17 protein-coding genes are annotated in these 17,797 nt (G+C 63.7%); 11 read left to right on the forward strand and 6 right to left on the reverse strand.

Going from position 1 to position 17,797, the window contains the following annotated elements:
* Window positions 1–74: 74 nt before the first annotated feature.
* Both ahpF and ahpC read right to left on the reverse strand, forming a co-directional pair.
* Entirely contained in the window at window positions 75–1,676 is a 1,602-nt protein-coding gene (ahpF, locus tag BGK68_RS01990) for an alkyl hydroperoxide reductase subunit F (RefSeq protein ID WP_075255703.1), read from the reverse strand.
* 162 nt (window positions 1,677–1,838) lie between these two features.
* Complete coding sequence (gene ahpC, locus BGK68_RS01995; RefSeq protein WP_008332872.1) at window positions 1,839–2,402, reverse strand: alkyl hydroperoxide reductase subunit C; 564 nt, start codon at window positions 2,400–2,402, stop codon at window positions 1,839–1,841.
* Between the two features lie 356 nt (window positions 2,403–2,758).
* Between ahpC and BGK68_RS02000 the strand changes: the two genes are divergently transcribed.
* Window positions 2,759–3,211 carry an acyl-CoA thioesterase gene (locus BGK68_RS02000; protein ID WP_075259651.1) on the forward strand — a complete coding sequence of 151 codons (453 nt, stop codon included), beginning with the start codon at window positions 2,759–2,761 and terminating at the stop codon, window positions 3,209–3,211.
* A gap of 79 nt (window positions 3,212–3,290) precedes the next feature.
* On the opposite strand, the gene BGK68_RS02005 is transcribed toward BGK68_RS02000, so the two are convergent.
* Window positions 3,291–5,159 (reverse strand): phosphoenolpyruvate carboxykinase (GTP), encoded by a 1,869-nt coding sequence (locus BGK68_RS02005; protein ID WP_075255704.1) that lies wholly within the window; start codon window positions 5,157–5,159, stop codon window positions 3,291–3,293.
* A gap of 12 nt (window positions 5,160–5,171) precedes the next feature.
* On the opposite strand from BGK68_RS02005, the gene BGK68_RS27265 reads away from it, so the two are divergent.
* Both BGK68_RS27265 and BGK68_RS02010 read left to right on the forward strand, forming a co-directional pair.
* On the forward strand, window positions 5,172–5,600 hold the full coding sequence (locus tag BGK68_RS27265) for a hypothetical protein (protein ID WP_143432930.1): 429 nt from the start codon (window positions 5,172–5,174) through the stop codon (window positions 5,598–5,600).
* Window positions 5,601–5,808: 208 nt separating this feature from the next.
* Complete coding sequence (locus tag BGK68_RS02010; RefSeq protein ID WP_075255705.1) at window positions 5,809–6,795, forward strand: D-2-hydroxyacid dehydrogenase family protein; 987 nt, start codon at window positions 5,809–5,811, stop codon at window positions 6,793–6,795.
* Here BGK68_RS02010 and BGK68_RS02015 read toward each other — a convergent pair.
* On the reverse strand, window positions 6,773–7,537 hold the full coding sequence (locus tag BGK68_RS02015; RefSeq protein ID WP_075255706.1) for an L-asparaginase: 765 nt from the start codon (window positions 7,535–7,537) through the stop codon (window positions 6,773–6,775). The two genes, BGK68_RS02010 and BGK68_RS02015, sit on opposite strands and share 23 nt — an antisense overlap.
* A gap of 183 nt (window positions 7,538–7,720) precedes the next feature.
* Between BGK68_RS02015 and BGK68_RS02020 the strand changes: the two genes are divergently transcribed.
* Entirely contained in the window at window positions 7,721–8,206 is a 486-nt protein-coding gene (locus tag BGK68_RS02020; RefSeq protein WP_075255707.1) for an asparaginase domain-containing protein, read from the forward strand.
* Between the two features lie 19 nt (window positions 8,207–8,225).
* Here the strand turns inward: BGK68_RS02020 and BGK68_RS02025 are convergent, their stop codons facing one another.
* Window positions 8,226–9,128, reverse strand: coding sequence for a LysR family transcriptional regulator (locus tag BGK68_RS02025; RefSeq protein ID WP_075255708.1), 903 nt, complete (start codon window positions 9,126–9,128; stop codon window positions 8,226–8,228).
* Window positions 9,129–9,261: 133 nt separating this feature from the next.
* Between BGK68_RS02025 and BGK68_RS02030 the strand changes: the two genes are divergently transcribed.
* Window positions 9,262–10,311, forward strand: coding sequence for a YeiH family protein (locus BGK68_RS02030; protein ID WP_075255709.1), 1,050 nt, complete (start codon window positions 9,262–9,264; stop codon window positions 10,309–10,311).
* Between the two features lie 73 nt (window positions 10,312–10,384).
* Here the strand turns inward: BGK68_RS02030 and BGK68_RS02035 are convergent, their stop codons facing one another.
* Window positions 10,385–10,855 (reverse strand): SRPBCC family protein, encoded by a 471-nt coding sequence (locus BGK68_RS02035; protein ID WP_075255710.1) that lies wholly within the window; start codon window positions 10,853–10,855, stop codon window positions 10,385–10,387.
* A gap of 133 nt (window positions 10,856–10,988) precedes the next feature.
* Between BGK68_RS02035 and BGK68_RS02040 the strand changes: the two genes are divergently transcribed.
* The 6 genes from BGK68_RS02040 to dinB all read left to right on the forward strand — a co-directional run bounded on the left by BGK68_RS02040 (window position 10,989) and on the right by dinB (window position 17,743).
* Window positions 10,989–13,061, forward strand: a complete 2,073-nt coding sequence (locus BGK68_RS02040; protein WP_075255711.1) for a UvrD-helicase domain-containing protein — start codon at window positions 10,989–10,991, stop codon at window positions 13,059–13,061.
* 219 nt (window positions 13,062–13,280) lie between these two features.
* The gene (locus BGK68_RS02045) at window positions 13,281–14,096 is read left to right on the forward strand and encodes a basic amino acid ABC transporter substrate-binding protein (protein WP_075255712.1); all 816 of its coding nucleotides are present in this window, start codon (window positions 13,281–13,283) and stop codon (window positions 14,094–14,096) included.
* 141 nt (window positions 14,097–14,237) lie between these two features.
* Window positions 14,238–14,981, forward strand: coding sequence for an amino acid ABC transporter permease (locus BGK68_RS02050; RefSeq protein WP_075255713.1), 744 nt, complete (start codon window positions 14,238–14,240; stop codon window positions 14,979–14,981).
* A gap of 78 nt (window positions 14,982–15,059) precedes the next feature.
* The gene (locus tag BGK68_RS02055) at window positions 15,060–16,358 is read left to right on the forward strand and encodes a TIGR03862 family flavoprotein (RefSeq protein WP_075255714.1); all 1,299 of its coding nucleotides are present in this window, start codon (window positions 15,060–15,062) and stop codon (window positions 16,356–16,358) included.
* Entirely contained in the window at window positions 16,355–16,564 is a 210-nt protein-coding gene (locus tag BGK68_RS02060; RefSeq protein ID WP_041311309.1) for a SlyX family protein, read from the forward strand. The genes BGK68_RS02055 and BGK68_RS02060 overlap by 4 nt, the downstream gene beginning before the upstream one ends.
* A gap of 24 nt (window positions 16,565–16,588) precedes the next feature.
* Window positions 16,589–17,743, forward strand: coding sequence for a DNA polymerase IV (dinB, locus tag BGK68_RS02065; RefSeq protein ID WP_075255715.1), 1,155 nt, complete (start codon window positions 16,589–16,591; stop codon window positions 17,741–17,743).
* Window positions 17,744–17,797: the final 54 nt, after the last annotated feature.

Raw genomic sequence — 17,797 nt, forward strand, 5'->3', positions numbered from 1 at the left:
TTGATGAGACCGGTGGCGTTTCCGCTTCTTGCTGCCAGCGCTGCTAGCGCCTGCTAATACTGCTGATGTACGGCTCAGGCGGCCACTGCTTCCTTGGTCGCAGCCGGCGCCACGTCATCGGCCGACGAGCGGATCAGGTGATCGAAGGCCGACAGTGCCGCCGTCGCACCTGCACCTACGGCGATGACGATCTGCTTGTAAGGCACGGTGGTCACGTCGCCAGCGGCGAAGACACCCGGAATCGAGGTCTGCCCCCTGGCGTCGATCTCGATCTCGCCATGCTTGGACAAGGCCAGCGTCCCCTTGAGCCATTCGGTGTTGGGCACCAGGCCGATCTGGACGAACACGCCTTCCAGCGGCACGTGCTTGATCTCGCCGGTCTCGCGTTCCTTGTAGCTGATGCCATTGACGCGCTGGCCGTCGCCGGTGATCTCGGTAGTCTGCGCCGAGGTCACGATGGTCACATTGGGCAGGCTCTTCAGCTTGCGCACCAGCACCGCATCGGCCTTCAGTTCGGCGGCGAACTCGATCAGGGTCACATGGGCGACGATACCGGCCAGGTCGATGGCCGCTTCCACGCCCGAGTTGCCGCCACCGATCACCGACACGCGCTTGCCCTTGAACAGCGGACCGTCGCAGTGCGGGCAATAGGCCACGCCCTTGTTCTTGTATTCCTGCTCGCCTGGGACGTTGACATTGCGCCAGCGCGCACCGGTGGACAGGATCACGGTCTTGCCCTTCAACACGCCGCCGTTGGCCAGCTTCACTTCGATCAGCTTGTCGCCCGGCACCAGTGCTTCGGCGCGCTGCACGTTCATGATGTCGACGTCATAGGCCTTGACGTGCTGTTCCAGCGCGGTAGCAAATTGCGGACCTTCGGTTTCCTGCACCGAGATGAAGTTCTCGATGGCCAGGGTATCGAGCACCTGGCCGCCGAAACGCTCGGCCACCACGCCGGTACGAATACCCTTGCGCGCTGCATAGATGGCAGCAGCTGCACCGGCGGGGCCACCGCCGACGATGAGCACGTCATACGGCTCCTTGGCGCTCAGTTCCTCACCCTTGCGTGCAGCAGCGCCGGTATCGAGCTTGGCGAGGATCTCTTCCACGCCGGTACGGCCCTGGCCGAACACTTCGCCATTCATGTAGACGGTCGGCACGGCCATGATCTGGCGTTGCTCGACTTCGCCCTGGAACAGCGCGCCATCGATGGTCACCGACTGGATGCGCGGGTTGATGATGGACATCACATTGAGCGCCTGCACGACTTCCGGGCAGTTCTGGCAGGTCAGCGAGACGTAGGTCTCGAAGCGATAGTCGCCGTCCAGGTTCTTGATCTGCTCGATGACCTTGTCGTCGAGCTTGACCGGGTGCCCGCCCACTTGCAGCAGCGCCAGCACCAGGGAGGTAAACTCATGGCCCATCGGGATCGCGGCGAATTCGACGCTGATATCGGTCCCGGGGCGGTTCAGTTTGAAGGACGGGGTACGTCCCTGGGCATCGGCACCGCGTTGCTCGACCAGCTTGATGCGGTCCGACAGCAGCACGATGTCTTGCAGAAGTTCCTGCATCTCCCGGGACTTGGCGCCATCATCGAGCGACGCGACGATCTCGATCGGGTGGCTGACCTTTTCCAGATAGGCCTTCAGTTGGGTCTTGAGATTGGCATCCAGCATGATGATTACTTCCTCGTTGAGAGATTCAAAGTCGTCCTGACCACGGCCTAGCCCTTGTGAGGGTCGGCCGCTTGCCCGGGGGAGAGCCGGTCGGGACGGGTACTACAGGGGGATCGTTGCAGTCGCGCCGGGTTGCCGGCGCGACGTCTTGCTTGCTCGGGCTTAGATCTTGCCGACCAGGTCCAGGGACGGCTTCAGGGTGGCGGCGCCTTCTTCCCATTTGGCGGGGCAGACTTCACCCGGGTGCGATGCGACGTACTGGGCTGCCTTGACCTTGCGCAGCAGTTCCGAAGCGTCACGGCCGATGCCGTTGTCATGCACTTCCATGACCTTGATTTCGCCTTCCGGATTGATCACGAAGGTGCCGCGCAGGGCCAGGCCTTCTTCTTCGATCAGCACTTCGAAGTTGCGTGCCAGGGTGGCAGTCGGGTCACCCACCAGCGGGTATTGCACCTTCTTGATGGCTTCCGAGGTGTCGTGCCATGCCTTGTGAGCGAAGTGGGTGTCGGTGGACACGCCGTAGATCTCAACGCCCAGCTTCTTGAATTCAGCGTAGTTGTCGGCCAGATCTTCCAGCTCGGTCGGGCACACGAACGTGAAGTCGGCCGGGTAGAACACGAAGACGGACCACTTGCCCTTCAGGGTGGCTTCGGTGATGTCGACGAACTTGCCATCGTGGTAAGCGGTTGCCTTGAACGGCTTGATAGTGGTGTTGATCAGGGACATTGTCGATTTCCTTTAAAAGGGGGGTTGAGTGAAGCGATGGGTTGAATAGTAGAACGCCAAACAAAATAGATCAATTTTATTTAATCAATGTTTTTGATTGGATTTAACTATCGGTCTTGAGGATCAGGCTATCGGCAGCGCCGGTGATCGCAGAACGGCGCGGTCACCCGGAATACATGGCGCCGGCTGGCGCAGATGCAAGCACGGCGCTGGCCAACATCCGACCGTGATCGCTTAAGATGGAACACTTCCGGCCACGCCACGGCGGGCGCGATCGGAAGTGGGAGCAATGTTACTGCAAGCAAGCCGTTCTTGTGCAGTCGCACAAGCCGATCCATCCTGACCTCGATGACCCGATGAGCGAACCCCGTCCCCAACCCGGCCGTCGCGCCGATTTCCTGCATTTCCACGCGATCCCGACGCGCTGGATGGACAACGACGTCTATGGCCACGTCAACAACGTCGTCTACTACAGCTGGTTCGATACCGCCGTGAACCACTACCTGGTGCAGCAGGGCGTGCTGGATATCGAGCATGGGGAAGTGATCGGGCTGGTCATCGAAACGCAGTGCAACTATTTCGCCTCGGTGGCCTTCCCCGACCTCATCGAGGTGGGCGTGCGCGTGGCGCATCTGGGGCGCAGCAGCGTGCGCTACGAGCTGGGCATCTTCAAGGCCGGGGAAGAGAGCGCTGCCGCGCGGGGCCATTTCGTGCATGTGTACGTGGATCGCGCCAGCCGCCGTCCGGTGGCGCTGCCTGAAGCGCTGCGCGCGGCACTCATGCCGCTGACCCTGCTGATGCCGGGTTGAGGCCCAACCGGTAGCGCAAAAGAAAGCGCCTGCCGCATCGCTGCGGCAGGCGCTTCCTGTCTACTCCGAGCCGGTCAGCTTAGGCTGCCAGCTTCTTCTCCAGCTTGTCCTTCACGCCCTGCAGTTCGGCCGGCAGCTTGTGCTTGAGCTTGTCGAACAGTTCGGCATGCAGCTCCAGTTCCTTGGCCCAGGCGGCCTTGTCGATGGAGGTGATGGTAGCGAACTGGTCGGCGCTGAAGTCCAGGCCTTCCCACTGCAGATCCTCGAAACGCGGAGTGATGCCGAACAGGTGCTCGACACCGCCGGTCTTGACGCCTTGCGGGTCTTCGATGCGGTCCAGCATCCACTTGAGCACGCGCATGTTGTCGCCGAAGCCAGGCCAGACGAACTTGCCATCGGCATCGGTACGGAACCAGTTCACGCAGTAGATCTTGGGCAGCTCGGCGGGCGAGGCGGCGATCTTCTTGCCGATGTCCAGCCAGTGCTGGAAGTATTCGCTCATGTTGTAGCCGGCAAAGGGCAGCATGGCGAACGGGTCACGGCGCACCACGCCCTGCTGGCCAACGGCCGCAGCGGTGGTTTCCGAACCCATGGTGGCGGCCATGTAGACGCCTTCGACCCAGTTGCGGGCTTCGGTCACCAGCGGCACGGTGGTGGAACGGCGGCCGCCGAAGATGAAGGCCGAGATCGGCACGCCAGCCGGATCATCCCAGGCCGGGTCGATCACCGGGTTCTGGGTCGCGGCCACGGTGAAGCGGGCGTTCGGGTGCGCTGCCTTGCGGCCGGTTTCCTTGCCGATTTCCGGGGTCCAGTCCTTGCCCTGCCAGTCGATCAGGTGCGCCGGGGCTTCCTTGGTCATGCCTTCCCACCAGACGTCGCCATCATCGGTCAGCGCCACGTTGGTGAAGATGGTGTTGGCCGAGACCGAGGCCATGCAGTTGTAGTTGCTCTTCTCGTTGGTGCCCGGGGCCACGCCGAAGTAGCCGGCCTCCGGGTTGATCGCGTACAGGCGGCCATCGGCGCCCGGCTTGATCCAGGCGATGTCGTCGCCGATGGTGGTGACCTTCCAGCCGCCAAAAGCCTTGGGCGGGATCAGCATGGCGAAGTTGGTCTTGCCGCAGGCAGAGGGGAAGGCGGCTGCCACGTAGTGCTTCTTGCCTTCGGGCGATTCCACGCCGAGGATCAGCATGTGCTCGGCCAGCCAGCCCTGGGCGCGGCCCATGGTGGAGGCGATGCGCAGGGCGAAGCACTTCTTGCCCAGCAGTGCGTTGCCGCCATAGCCGGAACCATAGGACCAGATCTCGCGGGTTTCCGGATAGTGGACGATGTACTTGGTGGCGTTGCACGGCCAGGCCACATCCTTCTGGCCAGCGGACAGCGGTGCCCCCACGGTATGCACGCAAGGCACGAACTCGCCATCAGTGCCCAGCACGTCATAGACGGCCTTGCCCATGCGGGTCATGATGCGCATGTTGACCGCCACATAAGGCGAATCCGACAGTTCCACGCCGATGTGGGCGATGGGCGAACCCAGCGGCCCCATCGAGAACGGCACCACGTACAGGGTGCGGCCGGCCATGCAGCCGTCGAAGAGGCCGTTCAAGGTCTGGCGCATCTCGGCCGGATCGGTCCAGTTGTTGGTCGGGCCGGCGTCTTCCTTGTTCTGCGAGCAGATGAAGGTGCGGTCTTCCACACGGGCCACGTCCGACGGGTCGGAGCAGGCCAGGTAGCTGTTGGGACGCTTTTCCGGGTTCAGCTTCTTCATGGTGCCGGCGGCGACCATCTCGGCGCACAGGCGATCATATTCTTCTTGGGAACCATCGCACCAGTAAATGCGAGCCGGCTTGGTCAGCGCGGCGATTTCGGCAACCCAGTTGATCAGTTTCTGGTGTTTGACGTGGGCGGGAGCATTCACTGCGGGAATGCCTGCCATGAGGGGTTGGTTCATATGCTACCTCCAATGCCACAAGTTGATGAATTCGGTTGGCACGGCAGGATCGTCGTTGCTCGGAACCGGCGGGCAAAACACGCCACCAGCCAGCAATACGGCGGTCTTGTCGATAGCGGCGACCTCGCAGAGGCCCGACCGCCTTGCCCGTCACCGATGCTGGCGGCGGGCATTACGCACTCTTCGACAGGCGAGAGTGCAGGAAAGTGGCAGGGATTGTACCCCCATTGCCGGGAATTTACTAAAATTTGTAGCGAAAAATACCCGACTTATGTAGTAGGTAATTACAAATCAAAAAAAATCTGTTTTTTCATTACCATGGCGCATAACAGCATTTTCAGCGAAAACCGCATTGATAGTGGATCTGCGCGGGATAGCGGGGTTTTTGTCATTCACCATATGAATATCACAGACAAAAAACGAACAGAATTTTTCATCTGACCCGCTCAGCAACAAGGGTTGTCACTTTGCTGACATCGTCTGACAGCGAGCGGCGCATTCGTCGCCCTCCACTCTTCCTACAGATGCGAGTGATATGTCATTTCATGAGGCCGGCGCACCGCCGGTCCGCAATCGATTTATGATGACGCCGATGCGCCGCCGGCCTACCCGGACGGCACCCGGCCCCCTACCCGCCACGGAGACCCAGATGAAGATCGCCATCCTCGACGACTACCAGGACGCAGTGCGTCACCTCGATTGCTTCAGCCTGCTCGACGGCCACGACGTCAAGGTATTCAACAACACCATCCGCGGCGTCGGCCAGCTGGCTGCGCGCCTGTCACCCTTCGACGCCGTGGTGCTGATCCGCGAACGCACCGCCCTGACCCGTCCCTTGCTGGAAAAGCTGCCGCTGCTCAAGCTGGTGTCGCAGACCGGCAAGGTCAGCGGCCATGTCGACGTAGCCGCCTGCACCGAGCGCGGCATCGCCATCGTCGAAGGCGTGGGCGACCCGACGGCGCCGGCCGAACTGACCTGGGCGCTGATCATGGCGGCCATGCGGCGCGTGCCGCAATACTGCAGCGCCCTGCGCGCCGGCGCCTGGCAACAGGTCTCGCCCACGCCCCACCACAACCTGATCGGCACGGCGCTCAAGGGCCGTACGCTGGGCATCTGGGGCTATGGCAAGATCGGTCGGCTGGTGGCTGGCTATGGCCGGGCCTTTGGCATGCAGGTGCTGGTCTGGGGACGCGACGCCAGCCGCGAGCAAGCCATCAAGGATGGCTACCAGGCCGCCGCCAGCAAGGACGAATTCTTCTCCCAGGCCGATGTGCTGAGCCTGCATCTGCGGCTCAATGACGCCACCCGCGGCATCGTCAAGGCCAGCGACCTGGCGCGGATGAAAGCGACCGCCTGCTTCGTCAACACCAGCCGCGCCGAGCTGGTCGAGCCTGACGCCCTGGAAGCCGCACTCACCTCAGGCCGCCCCGGCCTGGCTGCGCTGGACGTCTACGAGCGCGAACCGCTGCCGGTGGAGTCGGCGCTATTGAAGATGGATAACGTGGTGGCTACCCCGCACCTGGGCTATGTGGAGAAGGATGGCTATGAGCTGTACTTCCGCGCCGCCTTCCAGAACATCGCGGCCTACGCGGCCGGCGCGCCCACCAATGTCCTCAATCCTGAGGCTCTGGGGTGATGCGGTGGATGGTGCGCACAGGCGGGTTGTAGGCCTGCTGGGGCATCGGCCCCGCGCCCTTCCACAGCTGCCGCCATCCGGGCGGCCAGGGTAGCGGCGGCCCGGCATATTCAGGCACATTGCGCCGCACCGGGATCACCGGCAGGTGCTCCGGCATGACGCCGTTGTAGTGCCAGCCCAGGCTGAAGGCATAGTCGGGCAACAGCGTGGCGCAGACCAGTTCGAACCAGTTAGCGTGCTCCTGGTCTTCGCCCAGCGCCTGCGCCAGTCCCTGCGGATCGAACTGCGCCAGCAGACGCGCCAGCTCCTGCGGCGACGAGGAAGGCACATCGCCCCAGCCCATGACCGGATTGAAGTTGTAGTCCGCGCCCGAGCCATACCAGCCCTCGCGCCACGGGCGCTCGATCCAGTTGCGCGGACCACCAAACAGATGCCAGCGCCAGTGCAGTCCGGACGGTTTGGGCCAACTGTACAGGTAAAGTTTCTGGTAACCGGCCCGGTGCAGTTCGCGCACCATCTCCATCAAGCGTGCATGCGGCATGCGGTCAGGTGGCGTGCGACGGAACAGGATAGGTGTACCGTCGGCGTGCTGGACTTCATCCGAGGACAGGTTCAGGTCCAGGGTACGCACTTCGCTACCGAAGCGCGCAGAAATCCACCCCGTCAACAAGTTGACGAGCACGATCACGCCATAGCCGCGATGGCGATGAAAGATGACGGTGCCGGGTGCCAATGGTTTCATATCCAGCCCATTATAAATGTCCTTGCGTAATCGCTCCGGCGTCCGCCTCACGCCCCCCGAAAACCGCCACCGCTGCGTGTAAGATAGCGGCTATCCCAGCGGGGAGGCTACGCGCTTGGCATCTCGGGCCGCCCGCATGTCGTGCATTTTTTACAGCATCTACAGTAGGAAGATAGGAAACCCATGAGCCTGCGCATCATCGCCACCGGCGGCACCTTCGACAAGCACTACGACGAAATCGCAGGCCAGCTTGGCTTTGGCGAGAGCCACCTGCCCGACGTCATCGCCCGCGCCCGCATCACTGCGGAGGTATCCCTGGAAATCCTGCCCCTGCTCGATTCGCTGGAAATGCAGGACGGCGACCGCCAGCGTGTGCTGGCAGCCTGCCAGGCCGCCTCACAGCAAGCCATCGTCATCGTCCACGGCACCGACACCATGCAGCAGACCGCCCAGGTGCTGGGCCAGGCGCTGAGCGGCAAGACGGTGGTACTGACCGGTGCGATGATCCCCTATGAAATCGCCAACTCGGATGCGCTGTTCAACTTCGGCTTCGCCTGCGGCGTGGCGCAGGTGTTACCTGAGGGTGTCTATGTGGCGATGAATGGCCGCATCTTTGCCTGGAACAAGGTGGCCAAGAACCGCAGCGCGGGCGTGTTCGAGCCGCTCTGACGAGCGCCTCGACGCCATCTCAACCCGGCTGCTGGCGCTGTGCCCAGGCGCGGCAAAAACCCAGCAGCGCGCCCAGGCTGGGCGAAGGGGCACGGTGGCGGCTGACCACCATGTAGAAATGCCGGCGCAAGGTCGGTAGCGGCGTATCGAGCTCGACCAGCTTGCGCGACTCGATCATGTCCTCGACCACCGCGCGCGAGAGGCAACTGATCCCCAAGCCTTCGGCTGTGGCGCGCTTGATCGCCTCGGAATTGCCGAACTCGAAGGACGAGGGCAGATGGTGCAGGTAGGGAATGAGCGCATGCTCGACCGCCTCACGCGTGCCGGAACCGGCCTCGCGCAGCAGCCACTCGGCTTCGCGCAGCCGCTTCAGGGTGATCTTGCGGCCCGACTTCACCAGCGGATGACGGGGCGCCGCCACGACGATCAGTTCATCCATCATCCACGGCTCCACCTCGACATCATCGGCGTGGCAAGGCCCCTCGATCAAACCCGCATCGACCTCGAAATTGACCACCGCATCGACGATGTCAGCCGTATTGGCCACCAGCGCGCGCACCCGCGCACCCGCGTGATCCTTGCGGTAGGCCGCGATCATGGCCGGCAGCATGTAGCTGCCGATGGTGGTGGAGGCGCCGATATGCAATTCACTGCCTGCCTCCGGATCACTGAACTGGCGCTCGATGGTCTGCGCGGCGTCGAGCATGTGGCGCGCCTGCGGCAACAGCTGGCGGCCGCTGTCATTGAGCACCAGGCGCTTGCCCACGCGATCGAACAACTGCACGCCCAGCAGATGCTCCAGCTCATTGAGCGCCGCACTGGCCGCCGACTGCGACAAGGCCACCAGGTTCGCCGCCGCGGTGGTCGAGCCGGACTGCGCCACCGCCAGGAAGATCTGCAACTGCCTCAATGTGATTTTCATGTCCTGCGCTCCGGGAAGACAACTCGATCTACCAATTCAACAGGTAGATATTAGCAAAATAACGCGTTTTTCTTTTATAGCCGCCACGCGTACAGTGCAGCCATCGACAGCACCTCATCGCGTGGAGAGCAAGATGCGCACCGCAACCCAAACATCCCCCCTGCATCCGGCCCTGGCCGGCCTGGCCCTGTCCGGCGCGGTCGCCTGGGCGGCCATGAGCCTGGGCAACATCGGCTGGCTGCAGGACCACGGCTTCTCGGCCCTGACGGTGGCCATCGTGCTGGGCATCGTCCTAGGCAATACGATCTACCCGCGCCTGGGCGCCTCCTGCGGCGAGGGCGTGCGCTTTTCCAAGCAGACCCTGCTACGCGCCGGCATCATCCTCTATGGTTTTCGCCTGACCTTCCAGGACATCGCCCACGTCGGCCTGGCGGGCGTGGTGATCGACGCGGCCATGCTGCTGTCGACCTTCGGCCTGGCCTGGCTGGTCGGCACCAAGGTCTTGAAGCTGGACCGCGATGCCGCCCTGCTGATCGGGGCCGGTAGCTCCATCTGCGGCGCAGCGGCGGTGATGGCCACCGAACCGGTGCTGCGTGCGCGCAGCGAGCAGGTCACCGTGGCGGTCTCCACGGTGGTCATCTTCGGTTCGCTGGCGATCTTCCTCTACCCACTGCTGCATACGCTGCAGGCCGAGCCGGCCTGGGGCCTGCGCCTGCCGGACTTTGGCGTCTATATCGGCTCCACCGTCCACGAAGTGGCCCAGGTGCTGGCTGCAGCCCGCTCCATCGACCAGCATACGGCCGACGTGGCGGTGATCACCAAGATGGTCCGCGTGATGATGCTGGCACCCTTCCTGCTGATGTTGTCGATGAAGGCCGCGCCCACCACCTCGGGTCACCAGCACCAGCACAACAAGCTGTCGATTCCCTGGTTCGCCTTCGCCTTCATCGGTGTGGTGGTGTTCAACTCCTTCTTCCCCCTGCCCGCTGCGCTGAACCAGCTGCTGCTGCAGGCCGACACCCTGATGCTGGCCATGGCCATGGCCGCGCTGGGCCTGTCCACCCACCTCTCGGCGCTGCGCAGCGCCGGCATCAAGCCGATGATCCTGGGCGCGGTACTGTTTGCCTGGCTGGTGGTGGGTGGTGCGCTGGTCAATGGCGCGCTGGGACGTCTGCTGGCCTGATACGCCATCCATAACGAAAAAGCGCGGACCAGACGGCCCGCGCTTTTTTACGTGAGAACAGCGCCTGTCGGACTCAATGCAACTCGCCGCGCTGGGTCAGTTCCCGGATGATGCGCACCGTATCGATATCGGCTTCCTGGTAGGCCGAGCGGCGGAAGTTGTCATAGAAGGCCTCTTCGCCGGTGACATCCTCGGGCTGCCCATCGTCGTACTCGAAGCGCACGAACAACACCTCGGCCTGCGGCTCCTCGATGGTCATGCTCATGCGCGAGGGTGGAATCTCGCCCTGCGCCGGCACTTCGTAGAGCACCTGGATCTGCGGCAGGTAAGTCACCTTGTCGATGATGACCAGCTCGCCATAACGCAGTTCGCGGCGCACGCTGTCCAGGCTCTTCTCGGACAGGCGGCAGTCGTCCAGGTGCGGCATGAACAGGCGCGGCGACTCGGCGCGCATGACCAGGCCGCGCCACAGTTGTTCGCGGGTCAGGGAATCGATCAGCGGGTTCAGCGGATCGTTGATCTGGATGAGGTGATTGAATTTCATGATTGCACTCGCTTAGTCCGGCCGCCCCAGGCGGCCCCATGCGCGCATTGTCCCACAGGGACGTCCGGTGGGTGGAGCCGGGCTGCTACAATGACGCCTCTTTCCTTCCCCTGCCGCCGCCGATTCCATCCGTATGTCCGCCCCCTCCTTCGGCCTGAACAAGCCGCAAAGCGAAGCCGTCCACTACATGGCCGGGCCCTGCCTGGTGCTGGCCGGCGCCGGTTCGGGCAAGACCCGCGTGATCACGCAGAAGATCGCCCACCTGATCGAGAACTGCGGTTACGAATCGCGCAACATCGCCGCGCTGACCTTCACCAACAAGGCCGCGCTGGAAATGCAGGAACGCATCGCCAAGCTGCTCAAGGACCCCAAGCAGGCCAAGCACCTCACGGTCTCGACCTTCCATTCGCTGGGCGTGAAGATATTGCGGCAGGAGTCCAAGCATCTGGGGCTCAAGGACCGCTTTTCCATCATGGACAGCGACGATTGTTTTTCCCTCGTGCAAGAACTGGCGGTGACGACCGACAAGGCCATCATCCGCGGCATCCAGAATGCCATTTCGCTATGGAAGAACGGTCTGGTCGATCCCGACCTGGCCGAAAGGAATGCCCGCACCGAGGACGAAGCCCAGGCCGCGCGCATCTATCGCAGCTACGTGGCGACCTTGAAGGCGTACCAGGCGGTCGATTTCGATGACCTGATCCGCCTGCCGGTGGAGCTCTTCCGCAGCAACGAGGAAGTGCGCGACCGCTGGCAGCGCAAGCTGCGCTACCTGTTGATCGATGAATACCAGGACACCAACACCTGCCAGTACGAACTGGTCAAGCTGCTGGTCACCGGCATCGGCAAGAAACCCATGTTCACCGCCGTGGGCGATGACGACCAGGCCATCTATGCCTGGCGCGGCGCGACCATCGAGAACCTGAAACTCCTGGGCGTGGATTTTCCCAACCTGCACCTGATCAAGCTGGAACAGAACTACCGCTCCAGCACGCGCATCCTGCAGGCGGCCAACGCGGTGATCTCCAACAATCCCAAGCTGTTCGACAAGACCCTGTGGTCCGAGCACGGCCTGGGCGATCCGATCACGGTCATGGCCATGGACGATGAGGAAGCCGAAGCCGACCAGATCGCCATCACCCTCTCGGCGCACCGCTTCGAGCGGCGCGCCAAGTTTGCCGATTACGCCATCCTCTATCGTGGCAACCACCAGGCGCGCATCCTGGAAAAATCGCTGCGGCGCGAACGTATTCCCTACGTGATGTCGGGCGGCCAGAGCTACTTCGACCGCGCCGAGATCAAGGACATCATTGCCTACCTGCGCCTGATCGCCAACCAGGACGATGACCCCGCCTTCATCCGCGCCGTCACCACGCCGCGCCGTGGCGTGGGCCAGGCAACCCTGGAAGTGCTGGGCACGCTGGCCGGGCAGTGGCAGTGTTCGCTGTTCGAGGCGGTCTACAAGGGCGGCCTGGAAGACAAGCTGACCGACCGCCAGCTGCTGCCGCTACGCAAGTTCTGCGACTTCATCAACGCACTGGAGTCGCGCGCCACCCGCCCCGGCCCGTCCGGCAGCGGCGCCGAGGCCGGCAAGGTGCTGGACGACATGATGGAAGCGATCAACTACGAGTTCTACCTCTACGACAGCTTCGAGGAACGCGCCGCCCAGGCGCGCTGGCAGAACGTGGTGGACTTCATCAACTGGTTGAAGGAACGCGCCTGCGGTGGCCGCGATGGCGACGGCGAAGAAAAGAACCTGCTGGAAATCACCCAGATGGTGGCGCTGATGAGCATGCTCGAAGGCCGCGACGAGGAGCAGGATGCGGTGCGCATGTCCACCCTGCATGCCTCCAAGGGACTGGAGTTTCCGCATGTGTTCCTGGTGGGCGTGGAAGAAGGCATCCTGCCGCACAAGGGCGACCCCGATACGCCGCCCGAGGAAGCGGCTGCGCGGGTGGAAGAAGAGCGCCGCCTGATGTATGTGGGCATCACCCGGGCGCAGCGCTCGCTGCACCTGTCCTGGTGCAAGCGCCGCAAGCGCGCCAAGGAAGTGATCGAATGCCAGATCTCACGCTTCGTCAAGGAGATGCGCCTGGACGAAGGCGAGGCGGTGCCGCAGGAAAGCGAGAAGATCACGCCCCAGGCGCGCCTGGCCAATCTCAAGGCGCTACTGCAGAAACCGCGCCCGACGGCGGAAGAAAACTGAGCAGCAGCGGCCGCAAAGGGCCGCACCGTGGCAAAAAAACGGCTTGCACGCGCATTTATTGTGCGATTTGACCACGAAATGCGCGCCCCGACCGCATCGCGGTTTACAATGCGGCCTGCAAAAAAATCCCCGAGTTTCACCGGAGCAATATTGGTCGCCACACAAGCCGCGTGACCAGGCCTGTTCCGCCCAACCATTCCAGACAAGGAAATCCACAAGATGATCAAGATGTTCACCCGTCACGCCCGCGCGCTGGCGCTGACCGCCGGCTTCGTCGGCATGCTGGGCCTGGCCGCCTGCGGCAAGCAGGAAGACAAGAGCACCGCCGCTGCCGCACCGCAGGCCGCCGCACCGGCACGCGTCTACGTGGTCGGCGTGGAGTCGGCCTATGCCCCCTTCTCTTCGGAAAACGAACAGAAGGACGTGGTCGGTTTCGACATCGACATCATGAAGGCGCTGGCCAAGAAGATCGGTATCGAAGTCAAGTTCGTGCCGACCCCGTTCGAAGGCTTCTTCAACTTCCTGGCGCAGGGCGACCGTGACCTGCTGATCTCGGCCATCACCATCACCGACGAGCGCAAGAAGTCGGTGGCCTTCTCCGAGCCCTACTTCGTGGCCACCCAGACCATCGCCCTGCCGGCCGCTGACACCAAGGTCAGCAAGATGGAAGACTTGAAGCCCCTGACCGTGGGCACCCAGAGCGCCACCTCCGGCGACGAGCTGGTGCAGCAGGTGCTGGGCAAGAACAGCGCCAAGATCAAGCGCTTTGATTCGACCCCGCTGGCCCTGAAGGAACTGGAAAGCGGCGGCGTCGATGCCGTCGTGGCTGATGAGCCGGTGGTGAAGAACTACATCGCCAACAACCCCAACAGCAAGCTGCGCACCGTCACCGATCCCAGCTTCCCGAAGGAAGACTACGGCATCGCCGTGCGCAAGGATGATCCGGAACTGCTGGCCAAGATCAACAAGGGTCTGGCCGAGATGAAGGCCGATGGCAGCTTCGCCGCCATCAGTGCACAATACTTCGGCAAGTAAGCCGGCAAGCAAGCAGAAAATGGGCAGGCACCAGGCTTGCCGAGCCATGCGCCCGGCATGACACCAGGACGGCGGCGGATGCCGCCGTCCTGTCTTTGCAGAAACTGATTTTTCCACCCACTCCCACCAATCGAGTCCGACATGGATTTCCGCTGGAGCATCATCCAAGGCTATGCGCCGTTGTTCGCCAAGGGCGTTCTCATGACCTTGCAGGTGTCCCTGATCAGCATCCTGATCGGCACCGTGATCGGCCTGCTGGTGGGAATGCTGCGACTGGCCGAGGTGCAGCATGGTCCCTGGAAATGGCCGCTCAAGGGCATGCGCTGGCTGGCCGGTTTCTACGTGGCCTTCTTCCGCGGCACGCCCTTGTTCGTGCAGATCATGCTGATCCACTTCGCGGTCATGCCGGTGCTGGTGCAGCAGGAACATGGCCTGCTGATCACGGGCGAACTGGCGCGCACCATCAAGCAGGACTACGGCGCCTTCCTCTCCGGCACCGTGGCGCTGTCGCTCAATGCGGGCGCATATATCTCTGAAATCTTCCGCGCCGGCATCCAGTCCATCGAGCGCGGCCAATCCTATGCCGCCGCCAGCCTGGGCATGAACTATGGCCTGACGATGCGCTATGTGGTGCTGCCGCAGGCCTTCCGCCGCATGCTGCCGCCGCTGGGCAACGAAGCCATCACGCTGTTGAAGGATTCCTCGCTGGTCTCGGCCATCGGCCTGGCCGAACTGGCCTATGCCGCGCGGACCGTGGCCGGCACCTATGCGCGCTACTGGGAACCGTATATCACCATCTCCGTGCTATATTTCTCCATGACCATCTGCCTGGCGCTGGTCGTGGCCCGGCTGGAGAGCAAGTACAGCACGCCGCACCGCCGCTGATCCCCTCACCGCGCACGCGGCCGCAACTGGCGCGTGCGCTCACCGCAGGCCGGCGGTATCATCCCGCCCATGACACAGATGCAGACCCCTACTCCCTCCGCCACCGGCTGCCCGCGCGTGGCCGTGATCGGCGCCGGCCCGGCCGGACTGATGGCGGCCGAAGTACTGGCCGCCCATGGCCTGGCCGTGGACGTCTATGACGCCATGCCCTCGGCCGGCCGCAAGTTCCTGCTGGCCGGCAAGGGCGGCATGAACATCACCCATTCCGAACCGCAACCGGATTTCCTGCCACGCTACGGCAAGCATCGCGAGCAGGTCGCGCCCTTCGTGCGCCGCTTCGATGCCGACCGCCTGCGCGCATGGATCCATGACCTGGGTATCGAGACCTTTGTAGGCAGCTCCGGCCGCGTCTTCCCGCGCGAGATGAAGGCCGCGCCCTTGCTGCGCGCCTGGTTGCACCGCCTGCGCGAAGCCGGCGTACGCCTGCACATGCGCCATCGCTGGCTGGGCTGGCAGGAAGACGGGACACTGCGCCTGGCCCATCCCGACGGTGAAACCAGCGTGCGCGCCGATGCAGTCGTGCTGGCCCTGGGCGGCGGCAGCTGGCCGCGCCTGGGTTCGGATGGCAGCTGGGTGCCGCTGCTGCAGGCGCGCCAGGTCGAAGTCGCGCCGCTGCTGCCGGCCAACTGCGGCTTCGAGCTGGACTGGAGCGAGCATTTCCGCGAGCGCTTTGCCGGCGCGCCGGTCAAGCCGGTGGTGGCCAGCGTGGCGCTGCCCAGCGGCGGCATGCAGAACCGGCGCGGCGAATTCGTCATCACCGCGCAGGGGATCGAAGGCGGGCTGGTCTATGCCTTGTCTTCGGCGCTGCGCGAGACCATCGCCAGCGAAGGATCGGCGCGCCTGTACCTGGACCTGCTGCCGGACTGGACGCTGGAGAAGGTCAGCGCCGAACTGTCTCATCCACGCGGGGCGCGCTCGCTCTCCAGCCATCTGCAAAGCCGCCTGCATCTCAAGGGCGTCAAGGCCGGGCTGCTGCGAGAGCTGCTGGACAAGGACACGTTCGCCGACATGGACAAGCTGGCCCGCGCCATCAAGGCGCTGCCGCTGACGGTCCTGCGCCCCCGTCCGATTGCCGAGGCCATCAGCAGCGCGGGGGGCGTCAGCTTCGAAGCCCTCGACGATGCGCTGATGCTGCGCGCCCTGCCTGGCGTATTCTGCGCCGGCGAAATGCTGGACTGGGAAGCCCCCACCGGCGGCTACCTGCTCACCGCCTGCTTCGCCACCGGCCATGCCGCCGGCCATGGCGTGGTGCAATGGCTCAAGGCCGAGGGCCAACAGGCTGGCCTGAACGCCTCGCAAGAAGAAAGACAACCATGAACCAAGAAGACCGCCTCATCGACATCGAGATGAAGATCGCCCACCAGGAAGACCTGGTGGAAGAACTGAACCGCACCGTCTATCGTCAGGAAAAGAAGATCGAGGAACTGGAGATGCTGCTGCATGCGCTGGCCAAGCGTTTCAAGGAATTGTCCGACACCAGCCAGGACCGCGCCGCGGCCAACGAGAAGCCGCCCCACTACTAAGTCCTCATCACGCCCGGCAAGACCATGGCTAACGACCGCCGCATCGCCCACCTCGACATGGACGCCTTCTATGCCTCGGTGGAACTGCTGCGCTATCCCGACCTGCGCGGGCAAGCGGTGGTCATCGGCGGTGGTTCGGCCACGCGTCCGGTGGAGCTGCCCGACGGCACGCGCCAGTATTTCCGCATGCGCGACTATGCCGGGCGCGGCGTGGTGACCACCTCCACCTATGAGGCGCGCGCCCTGGGCGTCTTCTCGGCCATGGGCATCATGAAGGCGGCCCAGCTGGCGCCGGACGCCATCCTGCTGCCGACCGACTTCGAGGCCTATCGCAAATACTCACGGCTGTTCAAGGAAGCGGTGCGCAACATTGCACCGCTGATCGAAGACCGCGGCATCGATGAAATCTACATCGACCTCTCGGCCTGGTCCGACACCGCCCCTGAGGTGGCGCGGCAGATCAAGGACGCCGTGCATGCGGCCACCTCGCTGACCTGCTCCATCGGGGTAGCGCCCAACAAGATGCTGGCCAAGATCTCTTCCGAGCTGGACAAGCCCAACGGCCTGACCATCCTCACCCCCGCCGACATCGAGCGCCGCATCTGGCCGCTGCCGGTGCGCAAGATCAATGGCATCGGCCCCAAGGCCGCCGAGAAGCTCAGCGCGCTGGGCATCGACACCGTGGCCGACCTGGCGCGTGCAGCGCCGGACATGCTGCGCGCCCACTTTGGCCGCAGCTATGCCGAATGGCTGGGCCGCGTGGCGCAGGGCGTCGATGACCGGCCCGTGCAGACCTATTCCGAACCCAAGTCCATCAGCCGCGAGACCACCTTCGAGCGCGACCTGCATGCACGTACTGACCGGGCGCAACTGTCGGAAATCTTTACCGCGCTGTGCGTAAAGCTGGCCGCCGACCTGGACCGCAAGGGCTATGTCGGACGCACCATCGGCATCAAGCTCAAGTACGCCGACTTCCGTGGCGTCACCCGCGATGTCACCCTGCCCTCGCCCACGGGCGACGCCGCCGTCATCCGGCAGGCCGCAGGCGAATGCCTCAAGCGCGTACCGCTGGACAAGAAACTGCGCCTGCTGGGCGTGCGCGTGGGCGCGCTGTCGAAGAAGGATGCGCTGGCCGCCGCAAGCCATGCTGTGCAGGCGGAACTGCCCTTTGCTTCCTGAGCAAGTTGCCACACTGCAGGAGTGAAAAATTTAAGTCCCGGCATGGACAATCCG

The sequence above is a fragment of the Herbaspirillum camelliae genome (assembly GCF_001929405.1).
GTDB classification, from domain to species: Bacteria; Pseudomonadota; Gammaproteobacteria; order Burkholderiales; family Burkholderiaceae_D; genus Herbaspirillum; species Herbaspirillum seropedicae.